At 41.2% G+C, this 17,840-nt stretch carries 11 protein-coding genes and 1 pseudogene; all 12 read left to right on the top strand.

The features are described 5' to 3' along the window. The first annotated feature begins 10 nt into the window (after nt 1-10). The 12 genes and pseudogenes from RMY63_RS41930 (at nt 11) to RMY63_RS28690 (ending at nt 17,462) form a co-directional block, all read left to right on the top strand. The gene (locus RMY63_RS41930; RefSeq protein WP_416212560.1) at nt 11-259 is read left to right on the top strand and encodes a hypothetical protein; all 249 of its coding nucleotides are present in this window, start codon (nt 11-13) and stop codon (nt 257-259) included. A 105-nt stretch (nt 260-364) separates the two neighbouring features. Then, a complete protein-coding gene (locus RMY63_RS28740) occupies nt 365-3,646 on the top strand; it encodes a filamentous hemagglutinin N-terminal domain-containing protein (protein ID WP_322731969.1) in 3,282 nt (1,093 codons plus the stop codon). Continuing rightward, nucleotides 3,643-5,658: a ShlB/FhaC/HecB family hemolysin secretion/activation protein gene (locus RMY63_RS28735; RefSeq protein ID WP_322731968.1), complete on the top strand. Its 2,016-nt coding sequence runs from the start codon at nt 3,643-3,645 to the stop codon at nt 5,656-5,658. The genes RMY63_RS28740 and RMY63_RS28735 overlap by 4 nt, the downstream gene beginning before the upstream one ends. A gap of 11 nt (nt 5,659-5,669) precedes the next feature. Further along, nucleotides 5,670-8,303, top strand: a complete 2,634-nt coding sequence (locus tag RMY63_RS28730) for a CHAT domain-containing protein (RefSeq protein WP_322731967.1) — start codon at nt 5,670-5,672, stop codon at nt 8,301-8,303. Nucleotides 8,304-8,506: 203 nt separating this feature from the next. Next, entirely contained in the window at nt 8,507-11,656 is a 3,150-nt protein-coding gene (locus tag RMY63_RS28725) for a TIR domain-containing protein (RefSeq protein ID WP_322731966.1), read from the top strand. Nucleotides 11,657-11,691: 35 nt separating this feature from the next. Next, nucleotides 11,692-12,456, top strand: a complete 765-nt coding sequence (locus RMY63_RS28720; protein ID WP_322731965.1) for a DUF928 domain-containing protein — start codon at nt 11,692-11,694, stop codon at nt 12,454-12,456. A 39-nt stretch (nt 12,457-12,495) separates the two neighbouring features. After that, nucleotides 12,496-13,233 carry a hypothetical protein gene (locus tag RMY63_RS28715; protein ID WP_322731964.1) on the top strand — a complete coding sequence of 246 codons (738 nt, stop codon included), beginning with the start codon at nt 12,496-12,498 and terminating at the stop codon, nt 13,231-13,233. A gap of 110 nt (nt 13,234-13,343) precedes the next feature. Continuing rightward, nucleotides 13,344-13,584: pseudogene (locus RMY63_RS28710) on the top strand (IS4 family transposase); the annotation flags it as partial. 142 nt (nt 13,585-13,726) lie between these two features. Further along, nucleotides 13,727-15,121: a DUF4231 domain-containing protein gene (locus RMY63_RS28705; protein WP_322731963.1), complete on the top strand. Its 1,395-nt coding sequence runs from the start codon at nt 13,727-13,729 to the stop codon at nt 15,119-15,121. Nucleotides 15,122-15,272: 151 nt separating this feature from the next. Further along, the gene (locus tag RMY63_RS28700) at nt 15,273-15,566 is read left to right on the top strand and encodes a hypothetical protein (protein WP_322731962.1); all 294 of its coding nucleotides are present in this window, start codon (nt 15,273-15,275) and stop codon (nt 15,564-15,566) included. 145 nt (nt 15,567-15,711) lie between these two features. Then, on the top strand, nt 15,712-17,058 hold the full coding sequence (locus RMY63_RS28695; RefSeq protein WP_322731961.1) for a hypothetical protein: 1,347 nt from the start codon (nt 15,712-15,714) through the stop codon (nt 17,056-17,058). A gap of 215 nt (nt 17,059-17,273) precedes the next feature. Further along, entirely contained in the window at nt 17,274-17,462 is a 189-nt protein-coding gene (locus tag RMY63_RS28690) for a hypothetical protein (RefSeq protein ID WP_322731960.1), read from the top strand. Nucleotides 17,463-17,840 lie beyond the last annotated feature (378 nt).

The following is a 17,840-nucleotide window of genomic DNA, read 5'->3' as shown; positions in this document are numbered from 1 at the left end:
CGTTAATCAGTTGAGCAACCCTTTCTCTAATATTTACGTTGTCTCCCTAACGGCGGAAGAAAGAGAATACTTAGAAAAATTAACAACTATAGGTAAAACGGCTGCATACAAAATTAACCATGCGCGTGTGTTGCTCAAAGCGGATACCAACCAAGATGGAGGCGGTTCTCTAGATCAAAAAAAATCAGTATGTAAATTCTTGACAAAGTATAGTGTATCGCTTTTAATTGGTAACAACTTATGCTTAGTCTTTAAGTAAAATAACCTTAAATCCACCGTGAATAACAGCAGGAACTTTACTCAGTCCCAGGCTGGATTGTTCCTTTTGCTAGGAACCATAATCCCAGTAGCCGTAGTATCGATATTGACTAGTAACCCTTGTTTAGCACAGATTATACCTGATACTACGTTGGGAAATGAAAGCTCCCGTGTTACGACTGGTGTCAACATTAAGGAACATGGGGCTGACTTAATTGAAGGTGGTGTCCAACGGGGAAGCAACCTGTTTCACAGTTTTGCAGAATTTAATGTCAACAATGGGCAACGGCTATATTTTGCCAACCCTACGGGCATTGCTAATATTTTTAGTCGAGTTACTGGCGGTAACGCCTCTAATATTTTGGGCACTTTGGGCGTAAATGGTGCAGCTAATCTATTTTTGCTCAATCCCAAGGGCATTATTTTTGGGACAAATGCCCAGTTAGATATTCAAGGTTCATTCCTAGCTACCACAGCTAACAGTTTTCAGTTTCCTGATGGTAGTGAATTTAGTGCTACTAATCCCCAAGCGCCGCCACTGTTAACAATGAGTGTACCTGTGGGTGTGCAGTATGGTTTACAGCAAACGGCAAGTGTTACCAATCAAGGGAATTTGGTAACAGGAAAGGATTTGACGCTGAGTGCAGGAAATCTGGATTTACAAGGACAACTCCAAACTGGTGGGAATTTAACATTACAGGCGCAGGACACTTTAAAAGTTAGAGATAGCGCAACTAATCCTTTCATTGCGGCTGCGGGTGGGAATTTGCTGGCGCAAGGTAATCAGAAAGTAGATATCTCTGCTTTAAATCACCCAGATAGTGGCTTTTACTCTGGTGGCGATATGGTGTTGCAGTCTGAAAATATTATTGGTGGCGATGCACATTTTTGGGCTGGGGGTAATTTTAGGATAGAAAAGTTAAACGGCGATTTAGGTAATCTGTTTAGTCCTGACCATCCGGTAATTCGCGCTACTGGGGATGTGAGTTTTGATAGTTACGAAGGTGCATCTTTGCACATTCTGGCGGGTGGGAGTGTCAATATTTCGGGTAACGTTAAAATCACTGGCGTAGACAGCACAAGCAATTCTCTTCAACAAACCGTCACGCTATCAGATGAAGAAACAGAGATAAATATTGATGGTAGTCAAACACCAACTCTAGACATTAGAGCAGGGGTAGATTCCAATTATATTGGCATTCCAAACTTTACACCAAATTTACCTATTGGCTTCAATCTGCAAAATCCTACGACAACCAATACTCCAACAAATGCAAATATTAGCATTCAAGGTAGTATTCGTAATTTTTCAGGCAGTCAATCTAACAGTGGAAATATACTTATAACTAACCAGTATCATCCCAATGCATTGGCAGGTGATATTACAACTGGAGTGATTAGCACTTATGGCGATGTCGCTGTTGATTCGCGGGGTGATATTACAACTAATGGGACAATTTTAACTGATATTTATGATTTTGTAGAAAAAAACAGAACAGGGGGTAGTATTAGGCTCCTAGCAAATAAAAATATCTTGATTCAAGGTAATCTGTTATCTAATGTAAATGGTAGTGTTAATGGCAATGGTGGCAATATTTATCTGAACAGTCAGGAAGGAAAAATTGATATAAACGCGGATATTATATCTAAATCTCCCAATAATGGAATTGCTGGAAGCGTCTCGATTCAAGCGTTAAGAGATATATCTGTTTCTAATAGTAATATAGAAGCCATTAGTAATAATGAGATAGAAGAATATAATAGTAACATCACCATTAATTCTACGAAAGGTTCACTTAATTTAAATAATTCTCAATTAACTACCACTAACAATGGTTCTGGCTATGCAGGATATATTATAACTAATGCTAGTGACAAAATATCTCTTCTCAACAACAGCAAGATATTTAGTCAGGGAAATAATGGATTACTACTCATTGGTATTAATCTAATAATATCGACTGATAATGATGATCCAATAAATTTTGAGGTTGATCGTAATAAGATATATACGCCTCAAAACGTTATTATTAATAATTCTGAAATAAATACGGATAGTAATAATTTAGATGAGGCAGGAGGTATCATCATTAATGCTAGTGACAAAATATCTTTTCTCAACAAAAGCAAGATATTTAGTCAGGGAAATAATGGATTTATATTGATTGGTATTAATGATAAAGTACTATTGAATACTTATAAATTACGATTGAGTGGTATTAATGATATAGATAACCCTAAGAGCATTATTATTGATAATTCAGAAATAAATACGAATAGTAAGGATTCAGCAGAATATGCAGGAAATATCAGCATTGATGCTAGTGACCAAATATCCATTATCAACGGCAGTAAGATATTTAGTAATGGAAATAAGGGAAATATATATATTGGTGATAGATATACGCCTAAAAGCTTTCTTATGGATAAAGAATCTCAAATTAATACTGATAGTAAAGGTTCAGAGATTGCAGGATATATCACAATTAATGCTAGTGATAAAATATCGATTCTCAATGGCAGTAAGATATCTAGCCAAGGAAATAATGGCTATATTAATATCACCACACGCAGCTTGTTTCTGAATCAGAAGTCGGAAATCAATACTAATAATAATTCTGGCAATGCAGGAGATATCAACATCACAACAAATAATTTGCTACTTCGTCGCCAAAGCAAAATTTCCACTACAGCCGGTCAAGAAGGAATTGGTGGTAATGGCGGTAGTATCACAATTACTGCCAAGGATGGATTTGTCATAGCAGTGCCATCAGAAAACAGCGATATTATTGCCAATGCCTTTGGCGGTAAGGGTGGCAGGATTGAGATTAATGCTAACCGTATTCTAGGATTTAAAAAGCAGGAAAATTTGAGTTCAGCAGAACTGAGCAATCTTAAAGACAACGGCATCAGCGACATCAGTGCCAGTTCCGATGTGGGTGACAATGGGGAAGTATCCCTTAATACTCTCAGTATTGACCCTAGCCAGGGGCTTGTCGCACTGCCGACAAATCTAGTAGATCCGTCTAGATTGATTGCCCAAAGTTGCGATCGCAACAGTAACGTTGCTAAAGGACAAAGTGAGTTTGTGATTACTGGACGTGGGGGATTACCACCCAGTCCTGATGATACTCTTAAGCCTGGGGCTATTTTACCGGAATGGGTAGTAAATAATACGGTTAATGGTAGTAATGATTCGGAAAATATGACTGAGAGGAATTTTAGGCAATTATCATCAAATATTTCCGCTCCTTTAGTAGAAGCAGTAGGTATGGTACGCAGTGCGAATGGAGATATTGTTTTGACTGCTCAATCAACAACGGCTACTTTGTTGCAGTCGGGGTTATCTACTCAAGCCTGTAATGTTACTCAAGGGAATGTCCGATGATGAACGACTGGCTGGGTAGGCGATCGCCCAATCTATATCAATACTATTCAGATTGGGTCACAAACCAACCACAAAACCTGGCCCAGACTGGCAATACGTTCATCATCTCTAAGAGGTTGTTTGAAAAGTATTTCACTGTGATTTTAGGCACTTTTAGATCCCCCCTAACCCCCCTTTTTAAGGGGGGAACCGGAATCGAAGTCCCCCTTTTTAAGGGGGATTTAGGGGGATCTAGAACTTTTTATACCGACAAGACGACTTTTCAAACATCCTCTAAGAAAACAAAATCTATCAGTCGGATTCTTTTCGCAAATTGGGGTTATGTATTCCTCCTATGTACAGGGTTAAATATCAGCATTTATCCACAACAGTTAGCGGCTCAACAGGCTCCCATTGAGGTAAAACCACCTTCGATACAACCACTACCCCAGCCACAACCTCTACCAGAACTACCGCCTCCAGAACAACTATTACCCACTGCACCCCAGTCACCAACTCAACCAGATGTTAATCCGCAGACATTAGCACAAACGTTGGTTGTAGAACGGTTTGAGTTTGTGGGGAACACAGTTTTTAGCACCCAAGAACTGGCGAAGTTGACGGCTCCTTACCTCAAACGTCAAATTACCTTTAATGATTTACTCAAGCTACGTTTAGAACTGACGAAATTATATATAGATAGAGGCTATATTACCTCTGGAGTAATTATTCCTCCCCAAACTGTGAAAGCAGGGGTAGTGGTAATGCAGGCGGTAGAAGGAAGTATAGAAAAGATAAATGTTACAGGTACGCGCCGCCTCAACCCCAGCTATATACGCGATCGCTTGGCAATTGCTGCTGGTAAACCATTATCCCGCGATCGCCTACTCGTAGGATTGCAACTATTACAACTCGATCCTTTAATTAAAAGTATATCTACTGACTTACAAGCTGGCATACGTCCGAGTACTAATATTTTAGAAGTTAAAGTTACTGAAGCCGATTCTTTTAGCACTCAGCTAGTCCTAGATAACCAACGCAGTCCGAGTGTGGGAAGTTTTCGCCGGCGCATTAATGTTAACGAAGCCAATTTGTTAGGGCTTGGAGACGGTTTAAGTGTTGGTTACACCAATACAGATGGTAGTAATGGCTTTGATGTTAGCTATAGCCTACCAGTCAACCCACGCAACGGTAAGCTGATTTTTACCTATGGCAATACTAATAGTGATGTTATAGAACGTCCTTTTAACCCCTTGGATATTAATTCTCAGTCAAGTTACTACGAATTAACCTTCCGTCAACCCCTCTTACAAACTCCCAACCAAGAGTTCACTTTAGGAATTACCGCCAGCCACCAAGCAAGTCAAACATTTCTAGGTTATAACGACATCGGGGCGTTTCCGCTAGCAGTTGGTGCTGATAACCAAGGAAGGACGAGGGTTTCTGCTATCCGATTTTTTCAAGAATGGACTCAACGCAGTAGCCAACAAGTAATAGCAGCGCGATCGCAATTTAGTCTCGGCTTAGGTATTTTAGGGGCCACAATCAATCAAGATGAACCTGATAGCCGTTTTTTTAGCTGGCGAGGACAAGCACAATGGCTGCGCCAACTAGCGCCTGATACCTTAGTGCTGCTGCAAGCTGATATGCAATTAGCAGATAGAAAACTGTTAGGACTGGAACAATTTGGCATCGGTGGACAAACAACTGTGCGCGGATACCGTCAGGATCAACTGTTAACAGATAATGGTGTGCAAGCAACCGCAGAAATTCGCTTACCGATTCTGCGAGTTCCTCAAGGAGTCTTGCAACTCACGCCTTTTGTAGATATAGGTACTGGCTGGAATAATGGCGGCTCAAATCCCCGTAATAACACTTTAATCAGTACCGGAATGGGCTTGCTGTGGCGACAGGGTAATAATTTTACTGCACGTTTTGATTGGGGTATCCCGCTAACATCAGTTGATTCTCAAAAGGGTAAAACATGGCAAGAAAACGGTTTGTATTTCTCTGTGATCTATACACCTTTTTAATTCGGGGATTGATGCTAAAAGTAAAAATTTTTTCTCAGAAACAACGCCAAAAATTCTGGTATGGAGTTTTGGCTTGTCTAACAACTTTACTGTGTATATTGGTTTCGCCTGTGGTGGCTCGTGATGTAGTAAGTCAAGGGTTGACTGCATCTGTGGTTGCTTCTTCCTCTCAAGAGGAAGCAGCTAAAAATCTCTATATGTCAGGACGATTTGCAGAAGCAGTAAAGCTATTACAGCAAGCCTATCAAACAAGTGGGAACCAAGTAGAAAAGGCGGTGATTCTGAGTAATTTGGCTCTCAACTTGCACCAATTAGGCCGCATTGATGAAGCAAGTGGGGCAATTGAAGAAGCGATCGCTATTTTACAAAATACTGCCAATTCACCACAACGTCTGCCAGTTTGGGCGCAAGTTTGGGATATTAAAGGTAATCTGGAATTAGCACAAGGTAAAGCTCAAGCAGCTTTGTCATCTTGGGAAACAACCGCATCGCTCTACCAACAATTAAAAGATAGCAATAGAGCTATCCTCACCCAAATTAACCAAGCACAAGCATTGCAGGCTTTAGGACTCTATCGCCGAGAGATTTCTCTACTCCAGAGTTTGACAACGGATCTGCAAAAAGAACCAGACTCTCTGGCTAAGGCGGCTAGTTTTCGCAACTTAGGTGAGGCGCTGGCGCTGGCTGGCGATATCGAGCAGGCAAAAAAACATTTACAACAAAGTCTAGAGATTGCCGAAAAACTACAATCAGCAGAAAATATTGCTACAGCTTACCTGAGTTTGGGTAATCTCGCTTATATTCCCGGTAGCAGCATAGAACAAAAAAACACTGCTCTGGCTTATTACGAAAAAGCAGCTGTTTCATCAACTACTGCGACTAGCAAAATCCCCGCCCAACTTAACTGTTTACGCCTGTTGATTGAGTTGGAACAATGGCCAGCCGCTCAAGCATTGTATCCCGAAATTCAAAGTCAAATTGCTCGCCTGCCGCTTGGCCGTTCGGCGATTTACGCTCAGGTAAATTTGGCTCAACGCCTTTTAGAAATGAGGCAGAAATTCCCCAATCCCAACCCCGAAACAATTGGTAAAATCCTGGCTGTGGCACGTCAGCAGGCGCAACAATTGCAAGATGTACGCTCAGAGTCTTTTGTATTAGGTAATCTTGGACACCTATATGAATTATCTCAACAATGGTCTATAGCCCAGGATTTGACCAGACAGGCGCTGAATTTATCACAGTCAATTCAAGCGCCAGATATCGCCTATCGTTGGCAGTGGCAACTGGGACGTATTCTTTGCCAAAGTAAACCCCAGTGCGATCAGACAGAAGCGATCGCTGCCTATCAACAAGCATTTAATACTCTACAAAATATCCGTAGCGATTTGATTGCTACGAATAAAAATGTGCAGTTTTCTTTTCGGGAAACCGTAGAACCTGTATATCGCCGTTTAGTAGATTTATTACTTCAATCATCAGCATCAAGTCAAGAGAATTTAACACAGGCTCGTAATGTTATTGAAGCGCTGCAAGTGGCGAAATTACAAAACTATTTGCGGCAAGCTTGTGAAGATACAAAATTAGCACTCGATAAGGTGATTGACTCCAAAGATAAAACATCTGCTGTTATTTATGTAATTATTTTGAATAACCGTTTAGAAGTTATCCTGAAGCGACCTAATCAAGAACTTAGCCATTATGCTACCCCGCCTCAACAGAAAATTGAGGAAGTTGTCAGCCGACTATATGAAAATCTGCAAGAAGATGGTAGTTATGAAGAAGTACAACAGGATGGTCAAAAAGTTTATAACTGGCTGATTCAACCAATAGAAAAAGAGTTAAAGGATAGCAAAATTAAAAATTTGATTTTTGTTTTGGATGGCCCTTTAAGAAAAATTCCGATGGCTAGTCTCTATGATGGACAACAGTATCTAGTAGAAAAATATGCTGTCTCCTTAGCTTTGGGGTTACAAGTACGCGAACCAATTCCTTTAGATAGAGCGAAAATCAAAGTTTTGGCTGCCAGCTTAACTCAACCACCAAATAACACAGAACTTTCTGGCTTTTCTCGATTAGCAAATGTTGAGCAAGAAATCAAGGAGATTAAAAAGACGGGATTAGCCGTTAACTGGATCGCCGATCGAGAATTTACCACGAACAATTTTAACAAAAAACTAAATGCTGCTAATTTTGACGTAGTACATTTAGCAACCCACGGTCTATTTAGTGCAAATCGAGAAAATACTTTTGTGGTGACAGCCGATGGAAAGTTGAAGATAGATGAATTCGATCGATTGTTTCTTAACCAAGGGCAAAAGCGCGATAGCTTCGCTCGGCGCAGGCATCGCCGAATTGAGTTACTGGTTCTTAGTGCTTGCCAGACAGCTACAGGTAATGACCAAGAAGTGATGGGTATTGCTGGAACTACAGTCCAAGCTGGGGCTAGTAGTGCGATCGCCAGTTTATGGGATCTAGACGATGAAGCCAGCGTTCCATTCATTAAAGAATTTTATACACATCTAGGGCAACCCAACATCAGCAGAGCCGAAGCACTTCGTCTCGCACAGCAAGCTCTACTCAAAAACCCCAAATATGACCACCCTCGTTATTGGGCCCCCTATGTTTTAGTTGGTAGTTGGCTTTGATGTCCATCTCCAGAATTTTTGTATTAATTTCATATTTCCGCCATTTTTCTTAAGTATTATTACTATACTAAAAGCTACTTTGTTCTCTTATACTGTATCAATTAAATGTAAGTGACACAGGCGATCGCTATTGACTAAAGTCAATGGTTTTCATTTTGAGCGTGATGTCAAACAATTTCTAAAAACGAGCATTAATACTCAATATGAATAGCTTTAAAGATGCATTTATTTCTTATGGAAGAGCAGATAGCAAAGATTTTGCAACTAAGCTGCATCAGCGACTTGTAGAAGCAGAATTGAAAATTTGGTTTGACCAAAATGATATTCCTTTGGGTGTTGATTTCCAAAGTCAAATAGATGATGGGATTGATAAATCAGACAATTTTCTCTTTATCATTGCGCCTCACTCAATCAACTCCCTTTATTGTGGTAAAGAAATAGACTTAGCACTCCGCCGAAATAAACGCATTATTCCCTTACTCCATGTAGAGCAAATTACTCAGGAAATTTGGCAGCAACGCAATCCTAGAGGTGAAGCGAGTCACTGGGAAGAATATAAAGCCAAGGGGTCACATTCCAGTTTTCCCAATATGCATCTAGCTATTGGCAAGATTAACTGGGTATACTTCCGTGAAGGTATAGATGACTTTGAGAAATCCTTTGCGGGACTGCTAGAGCTATTTTCCCGTCATCGAGATTATGTGCGTCAACACACCTACTTTTTAGCCAGAGCCATAGAGTGGGAACAAAAACAACAAAAGTCAGAATACCTGTTAGTTGGTGAAGAACGGATACAGGCTGAAGACTGGCTGAAAATTCGGTTTAAACACGAGCAACCGCCCTGTGAACCTACGGATTTACACTGTGCTTTGATTTGTCAGAGTATCAAAAATGCTAACAACCTGATGACTCAGGTGTTCCTCTCCTACTCAGAAAAAGAGAGGCCATTTATGGAGAAAATTGCCAAAATCTTGATGCGAGAAAGCTTCACGGTTTGGACAAACAAAACAGATATTCAGTCGGGGTCAGATTTTGTCGAGTCAATTTATCGAGGTATTGAGGAAGCGGACAATCTGGTTTTTCTGATGTCTGCGGCCTCTTTGCAATCAGAATACTGTCAAATGGAACTGTCTCATGCTTTCTCTCTGAAAAAGCGGGTCATTCCTTTATTGATTGAACAAGTAAACCTAGAGCTAATTCCTGTCGAATTACGTACCTTGCACTTCATTGACTTTACAGAGCAACAACAGGATGGAAAAGACTCTGCCAATATTGACCAGCTAATTAATGTGCTGTTTCAAGATACAGCTTATTACGAACAGCATAAAAATTTATTAGTAAAAGCTCTCAAGTGGGAACGACAAAAACGCAATTCTAGTATTTTGTTGCGGGGTTACAATCTCCGTAATGCTGAGGCTTGGTTAAAGGTAGCTAAACAAAAAACGCAACATCTGCCCATACCTTTGCAAGTAGAGTTCATCACTGAAAGCCTCAAGCAACCCCCAGAGGCGGCGCTAGACGTATTTATTTCTTACTCTCGTGCTGATTCTGACTTTGCGCGCAAGCTCAACGATACATTGCAAATTCAAAACAAGACTACTTGGTTCGATCAAGAAAGTATCGCCTCTGGTAGTGAATTTGAGCAAGAGATTTACCGAGGAATAGAAAGCGCCAACAACTTCTTATTTATTATTTCACCCAACTCTATCAGTTCACCCTACTGCAAAGCTGAGGTCGAGTATGCAATGAATTTGCATAAGCGAATCGTTACCGTTTTGTATCGGGAAATCAATATTGCAGATATTCACCCAGGGTTAGCAAAAGTGCAGTGGATTGATTTTTGCAAGCATGGCGCAGATTTTCTGACCAAATTTGGCGAATTAACTAGAACACTAGATGCAGATCCAGATTACGTGCGATCGCACACACGTATTTTCTTGAAAGCGAAAGAGTGGGACGATACTAAACGTGACGATAGTTTTTTGCTACGGGGTAAAGATTTAGTCGCCTCTGAGGAATGGTCGAAGCAGTCTGTTGACAAACAACCAGCCCCTACCAATCTACAACTAGAATATCTTGCAGCCAGTCGCGCTCTCCCCTATCGGAAAATCAAGCTCCGCACTGTGCTGCTGAGTAGCTTGGCTGTGACAACGGTAATGTTCATTGCTAGATTTCTCGGATTCACTCAGCCTTTAGAACTAGCGGCTTATGACCAGATGATGTCCTTACGTCCTGATGAACCCAAGGACGAACGATTTTTAATGGTCGATGTCGATCCGGAAAGTCTTGAGAAGTTGAATGAAAGCAGAAGATATCCGGGTGGTAAAGGTTCTATTCCTGATGCTGCTCTAAACGATTTACTCAAAAATCTTTCCCAACATCAACCTACTATGATTGGGCTGGATTTTATCCGTGATTTTCCGGCTGAGGATAGCCTAAAACAACGTTTGCAGCAAACAAAAAACTTCATTTCGGTCTGTAAAAACAGTTATGAAAATAATCGGGGTGAAAAAATTCTTGGCTTTAAACAAGCACCAGAAGTCTCGGTAGAGCAAGTTGGCTTTAGTGACTTGGTTGATGATGATGCTAAAGGTGGTCGTTTTGTGCGCCGACAATACTTGATGCAAAAGCCAGACCCTAAATATTGCAATACACCAGAAGCTTTGAGTCTAGTAATTGCTCGTCGCTATCTAGAAACCAAGGGTCAGCCTTTCACCTCTCCTCTAAATCTCAAAACCAAAGCTTATGACCAACCGATGCAGTTTGGTAAAACAGTGATTCCCCAACTACTGGGAATGGGAGGTGGCTATCAAGACATGGATAATCAGCTTCAAGGTTATCAAACGATGCTCAAATATCGTACTTTTGGAGGCGACCCCAATAATTTCGCGCCTAGAGTCAATATTTTGGCAGTTTTGGACAATAAAGTTTCTGCTGAACAAATTAGAAATCGGATTGTACTGATTGGCTTTACTGACAGGCAAAACAGACAAGCTGATTACTGGAGTACACCCTATGGTGACGTTGCCGGAGTAACGTTGCATGGGCAAACCATCAGCCAAATCTTGAGTGCGACCTTAGATAATCGCTCGCTTATCTGGTGGTGGCCTCTTGGTTATGAAACAGTGTGGATGTTTGGTTGGGCTTTGGTAGGTGGTCTTGTCTGTTGGCAATTTAACCGCAATCTTTATATAGGTATAGCTGTAGGACTTTTTGCTGGAATTTTATACATTACATGTTCAATAATTTTAATGAGTCAAAGCGGTTGGATACCTTTTATTCCAGCATTTTTAACATTAATGGTTACTGGAGGAGCAGTATTATACTTAACCAATAGACTCCGTAAAAGTTAAGTCAACAAATCAGCAGACTAAGAGGAGATTACAAAATGCTTCGTCCACAATTATCGATTCGGCGGTCAACTATTTTTATCTGCACTCTGACAACTGTTTTTTATTTTAATTTTTTGTCTCCTATTTTTGTTCGCAAAGCCCAAGCACAAAATGTCTTTGAGCGTATTGGCCAGATGTTTAATGGTTCTAGAGCCGAGGGAAATGCGTCTGGGCGATCGCGAGGAGGAGCAACGCGATCGCAATGCTCTCAAATAAATAGCAACAACCTTATTGCCTTAGTTTCTAATAACAATGGAGGCTTGACTACTCAGGATTATCCCCAGTTTTGGTTTTATTTACCCTTTGGAGGAAATTCCCAGTCACCTCCTGCTAAATTTAGATTATTAGATGAACAGAAAAAGTCTGTTTTGACAAAGCCATTGCTGTTCTCTTTATCAGAAAAAAAAGGCATTGTCAGCATTAGTCTTCCCTCTACCGAAAAACCATTATTGATTGGGAAAAAATATCATTGGTACTTCAAAATTGCTTGTGTCAATACTCAGGGATCTAACACAAATATTAGCGTCAATGGTTGGATTCAAAGAGTGGGAGCGAGTCCTAAGCTAGTAGCACAAATCAAGCAAACAGCATATCAACACCAATACATTCCTTATGCAGAAAATAACATTTGGTATGAAACTGTTAGCCAACTTGCTCAGAACCGAGTTGCTAATCAGCAAGACTGGGCTAATTTACTATCATTTTTTAAACTTGAAGAATTTGTTAATTCACCTGTTTATGAACTCAAACTACAAAAGTAGTAAGTAAAATCATTTGATTAAGTAATAAAATTCCCGAACATGGAAAAATTTTTCAACTTGAGTTTCAATCAAGGACAAACAGCAACAGCCGCTACAGTATCCGAACCAGGAGAATTGTCTAATGCGCTTGAGCAAATGGGGCTGGTTGGTTCCCATCCAATTTTAGTCATCGTTGGTGGTGCAAGTCAGATGAGCGAAGCGGACTTTGTGCGTATCCAATGCTTGTTTGTGGAAGTATTAGCCCCAATAGCACAACGTTTAGGAGCATATATTGTCGATGGTGGTACAGATGCGGGAGTAATGCAATTGATAGGTAATGCTCGTCATCAAATCAATGCTCAATTTCCGTTGATTGGGGTAGCGCCTACAGGAAAAGTCATTCTACCCAATCAGACTGAATCTAATGATGATGCTGCACTTTTAGAACCACATCATACTCATTTTATCCTAGTCCCTGGCAATAATTGGGGTGATGAATCTCCTTGGATAGTACAAGTAGCAACCATGCTAGCTGGCGGCGCACCTTCGGTAACAGTGCTGATAAATGGTGGAGAAATTACCTTTATTGACGCTCTTAACAGCGTCATCGCCGGACGCTTGGTGATGGTAATAGCAGGTAGTGGTAGAACAGCCGATAAACTTGTCTGTGCATTAAATGGAGAAGCTACAGATGAACGTGCTGAAAAATTAGCTGCTTCTGGTAAGTTGCAAACCATTGATTTAAAAGCGGATTGGGAAAAGTTAACTGACACAATTACACATTTACTTTCTACTTAACAATACCATTGCCAAAAAAAGAGTACGAAGAGGTAGGGCTGTCCTAGTAGAGTTATTGTCTTCCCAAACGACAACTCAGAAACTACGATTTAGCCCATGCCTGACATCCTGATGTTTATCAAGCCACTCTGCTACATAAAGAATTTGCACAGGTTCTTAATGTAGTAATTTTGGTCAAAACCAATCTCGAAACTCATGTTCGTAGCTATGTAATTTTATTTTCCTACGACCTAGATTTGAAGGCTGATATAAATCATCGATTATTACAAACTTCGCTTTCAAATCGAGTTTAACTTCCGTGATACCAAGCAATTTTGGGGGTTGGAAGATTTTATGAATCTGAACCAAACTATCTACCTTGAGGAGTCAACAATAGCAAAAAAAGATCCATATCGGGAATTTTTAAAGCAAGAGTGCTAAGTGGGGAAACTACTGATGGGGAAGCAATATTTTTATGTAATTATAGCTAGAAGCTTTTGAGAAATTTAAAATTATGGCTAAGAAAGAAGACTATAGTCAGTACCTTAAACAGATATTCTGTGGACTGATTGACCGACTCGACTTGTCAGACTTGCGAAAAGACTTTCTGAAAAATCGCTGGCTTGACCAACTCATGTGGCTGGAGGGACGAGCCACCAAAGAACGCAATGCTCATCACAACCTCAGAATGATTACCATCATTGGCGGGGTAATTGTCCCGGCACTAATTGGTTTTCAGAAGGGGAACCAGAAGTGGCAAGAAATTGTTGGCTGGTCGGCTTTCGGTTTAAGTCAGGTAGTAGCGGTTTCTGCTGCGGTTGAAGAGTTTTTTGGTCATGGTGAGAAGTACCGCAACTATCGTAATACTGCCGAAGGCTTGAAAATTGAGGGGTGGCAGTTTTTCCAAATGGCTGGCCCCTATCGTCAATTTAATACCCACTCCGATGCCTACACCATTTTTGCTGAACGCGTCGAACAGTATATTCAGCAGGACTTACAGGGCTTTATTTCGCAGTTAACAGAACGACAAGAGGCAGGCACTAAGCAGACACAAGAAACAGTCACAAAGAATGCTGAACTTGCCCTAGAAAAGCTCAACGAGCAGTTGCAGTTACGGGCACAGTATGAAGCCCAACTTAAGGAACTAGAAGCCGAGAAGCAGCGCGTCCAAGCCGAAAGGCAGCAGTTGGAACAAGAGCGCGATGACGCAAAACCAGCACTTCTGGCAGCCCAAGAGGACTCAGATAAGCAACCTGACTTAAGTCCTGTTAGCAATTTATTGCAAGAGGACGAAGAAGACCGTGACAGCACCAGCCTAAACGCTAATTCAGTACAGTATCTCAGTGCTAACGAGATTCTGGTTAAGATTAAGAGCAATCCTATAAGCAAGAACGGTACAGCAGCAAACCAGCTCACCGAAACTAAACAAGTCTCCACAAGTCTACCTACGTGTGGAGTTGAGCTAATTAAAAAGTTTGAAGGTTGCTATCTTAATGCATACCCCGACCCCAAAAGTGGAGGGATACCAATCACAATTGGCTGGGGTTCGACCAGGAAACGTGACGGTAGTCCTTGGTACATGGGAGAGAGTATTTCCCAACAACAAGCTGATGAGCTGTTGATTTATCAGTTGGAAACAAGCTACTTACCCGATTTAATGAAAATACCTTGCTGGGGCGAACTCAACCCTTACCAACAAGGTGCCTTACTCAGCTTTGGCTACAACTTGGGGAGTAAATTTTACGGTCTCTCTAATTTTGAGTCAATGACTAGAGTCTTAAAGAATCGTGATTGGGCTAATATCCGCGAAACTTTCATCAAGTATCGCAATCCTGGATCAAATGTTGAGCAAGGACTTAGGAGACGAAGAGAAGCTGAAGCTGACCTATTTCTGAAACCCTACGCTTAATGGTTTAGCATTTAAAGCTTGAGGAATTAAGTTAGCAAAAACAGTAGAGAATCACAATCAATCTGCTTCAGTAGACAGAAAATGAAGGCACTCACCGCAGGACACAATTATGATTCGTAACAGCAAAAAGTATTCGATCAACGTAGACAAAATGGGGCAAGATGTTGCGATTAGCATTTCTTTAGAAATAGAAATGAGTCCTGAGCTAATCGATCTGGTGTTGCGTGACTTAAGAAGCGATGCCAGAGACTTGAATGAAGCCCGTATCCTGACTGAAATCATCCGCGACCCGACAATCATCTATAGCCTCTGCCAACGCATAGAACAGGTTAAAAATCAAGACATTAGATATAAAGAAACAGAGCATGAAGACCCGAGCAATCAACAGCCAAGAAATCCACACTGGAACTTGTACACAGCAAGCGATACTTCAAATGACTCATAGCTGGACTTTTTAAAAGCGGATGCAAGTTTTGCGTGTTTAAGCTTTTGGCGATTATTAAAAAGTAAAGCTTCAAGCAGTTTTTAGTATAACAAAATTTTGCCGTTCCTTACTTATCTGTGAACAGTTACAAGTAAATATCACAAAAATGGCTAATATTGTGTCTAATCAAGAAAAATATACAGAACTATGGCAAGTCTGCAAGGTGCAATCAAATCTCTTGCCAGAGTTAGAAAAAATTGCTGAGAAGCTGTATTACGATCGCGGCTTTTACGAGAAAATCGAGTGGTACTATCCCAACTTACCTTGGTATTGGGCAGGAATCTTACACGCTAAGGCGGATTTCCAGGGTTCTACGCAATTCTTCGATCAAATCACGCACAAGCTGAGTAAGATTCAGGGCGAACAGATACCAGCAAAGCTCTCAGCTCGCTTATTGGCCTTCGATGCGTGCAACGACTTCCAGGGCAAAGATAGCCAGGGAATTACGCCGTTTGTTTGGGCTGGGACTAATCACACTAAGAGTATTGATTCGGCTGCTGGTTGTGCGGCAATTTTGTACTTTCTGCAAGCGATAGGACTCAAAGATGACCAGACCGAGCAGGGGCAGTTTAATCTCAAAGTGACTTCTGACTCGGTATTTAAAAGCTGCTCATTGCCCTCCAACAAGCTCGAGGCATCGGAAAAAACTACTGTCAAAGCGGGGAGACAGTTGGAAATTACCGAGGTAGCGATCGCAGACGCTCACCATCTCCGGGTTATGCTCAAGGCTCCAGTCCTAGCTCGGCACATTTGGTTTGTCTATGGTGGGCATGTCCAGATTGACGGCTGCAAAATCGCAACAGTCCCGACCAAACCTAAAACTCTAGAAGAGAAAATCGTTGCCTATTGCCAGAAGAAGGGCTACAAAATTGACAAAGAACCTGGATACAAGAATATTATCTACATCGAAGGGATGAATCCGGACGGAACGCTCAATAACAACGCCCTCAATGTCTGGAACGACCTCCGCATCGTGATTGAGTTTAAAGACGGCAAGCCTAAAATGATTGGCTGTTGGGAAGCCACAACAAACCCAGGTAAGTACTATACATACAATCCCTTGAACGCCAAGGGTGCGGCAATTATCGCCTTCGGGCAATACACCGCATGGCAGGTAGGAACTCACGGACAGGCTTCTCCTCATGAAGCTCTTGTCCAAACTGGTGGTTCAGTCACTGTCCATCGTGATGCAAATCGTTCAGGCACCCGCGATAAAGGCGACTCTATAGACTCAGGTCATTTTGGCATTAACCAACATTGGGGAGGTGATAACCCTAAGTCCGACGTAGGAAGATGGAGCGCTGGCTGTCAAGTAGGTAGGACAAAACAGGGACATCGTGAGTTCATGGTTATCGTTAAGTCAGACCCACGCTACCAAGCTAACAGTAGTTTCACCTTCACTAGTACCATTATTGATGGTAAAGACCTCCTAGCACAGTTCCCTGCAAGTTGATGTTCTCCTGACGACTTGAACCATCTCTTGCGATCGCTCGTGTGCAAGGGTTCGGCGACCCAAAAATTTACCCATTGATCACGAAACTCATAAGTGTTTCGGCTTTTCTTAGTGGCATTCGCTCGTGGACTTTTGTCGTTGGATTGTGCAAATGGTGTTACGACCAGAGCAAACCAAGAGCTTCATGCTGCTAAAACAGGGCTATTTCATTCTAAATGTTGGCAGTATATGGTATAGTCAGCGCACAAATTCTGGGCAACGCATCTACTACCGTGTGTCAAATCGCAATTATAGAAGCCTTTATTGGGCTAAAAGACCCCCGTCGCCGTGCTGGACAACGCCATACTCTTCCACTATGCCTAGCTTTGTTTACCCCACTCAAGCAACTTTTTAGAATGAAATAGCCCTGCTGCTAAAAAGCTGCACATTATTTAATTTATACCCCTCCCAACCTCTCCTCAAGAGGGGATGTGCCGCAAGCGATGGGGTTATTTCTATGCGTCTTCATCTAAAAATTGTATCAGAAAGTTAAAACCTGTTGACAAGCATCTATCTCAGGTTATAAATGATTTATCAATCAAATATAAGGCTAACAAATAGCAAAAACTAAGTAAGTTGGCATAAAAAAACCAAATTATGTAAAGAAAGAAAAATTGTTATTCGCAGTGCGATCGCTAATTTATCGACACAGAAACAATCTTTGTCATTCCTTACACTGTGATTTGCAAATAAGTAGCTAGACATAAAAAATTATAAGATAAGAGTAGAAGAGAACAGATGAT

The organism is Nostoc sp. ChiQUE01b, from assembly GCF_034531255.1.
Classification (GTDB): domain Bacteria; phylum Cyanobacteriota; class Cyanobacteriia; order Cyanobacteriales; family Nostocaceae; genus Nostoc.
The sequence above is the reverse complement of the archived record's forward strand: the minus strand, read 5'-3'. Positions and strand labels throughout refer to the sequence as shown.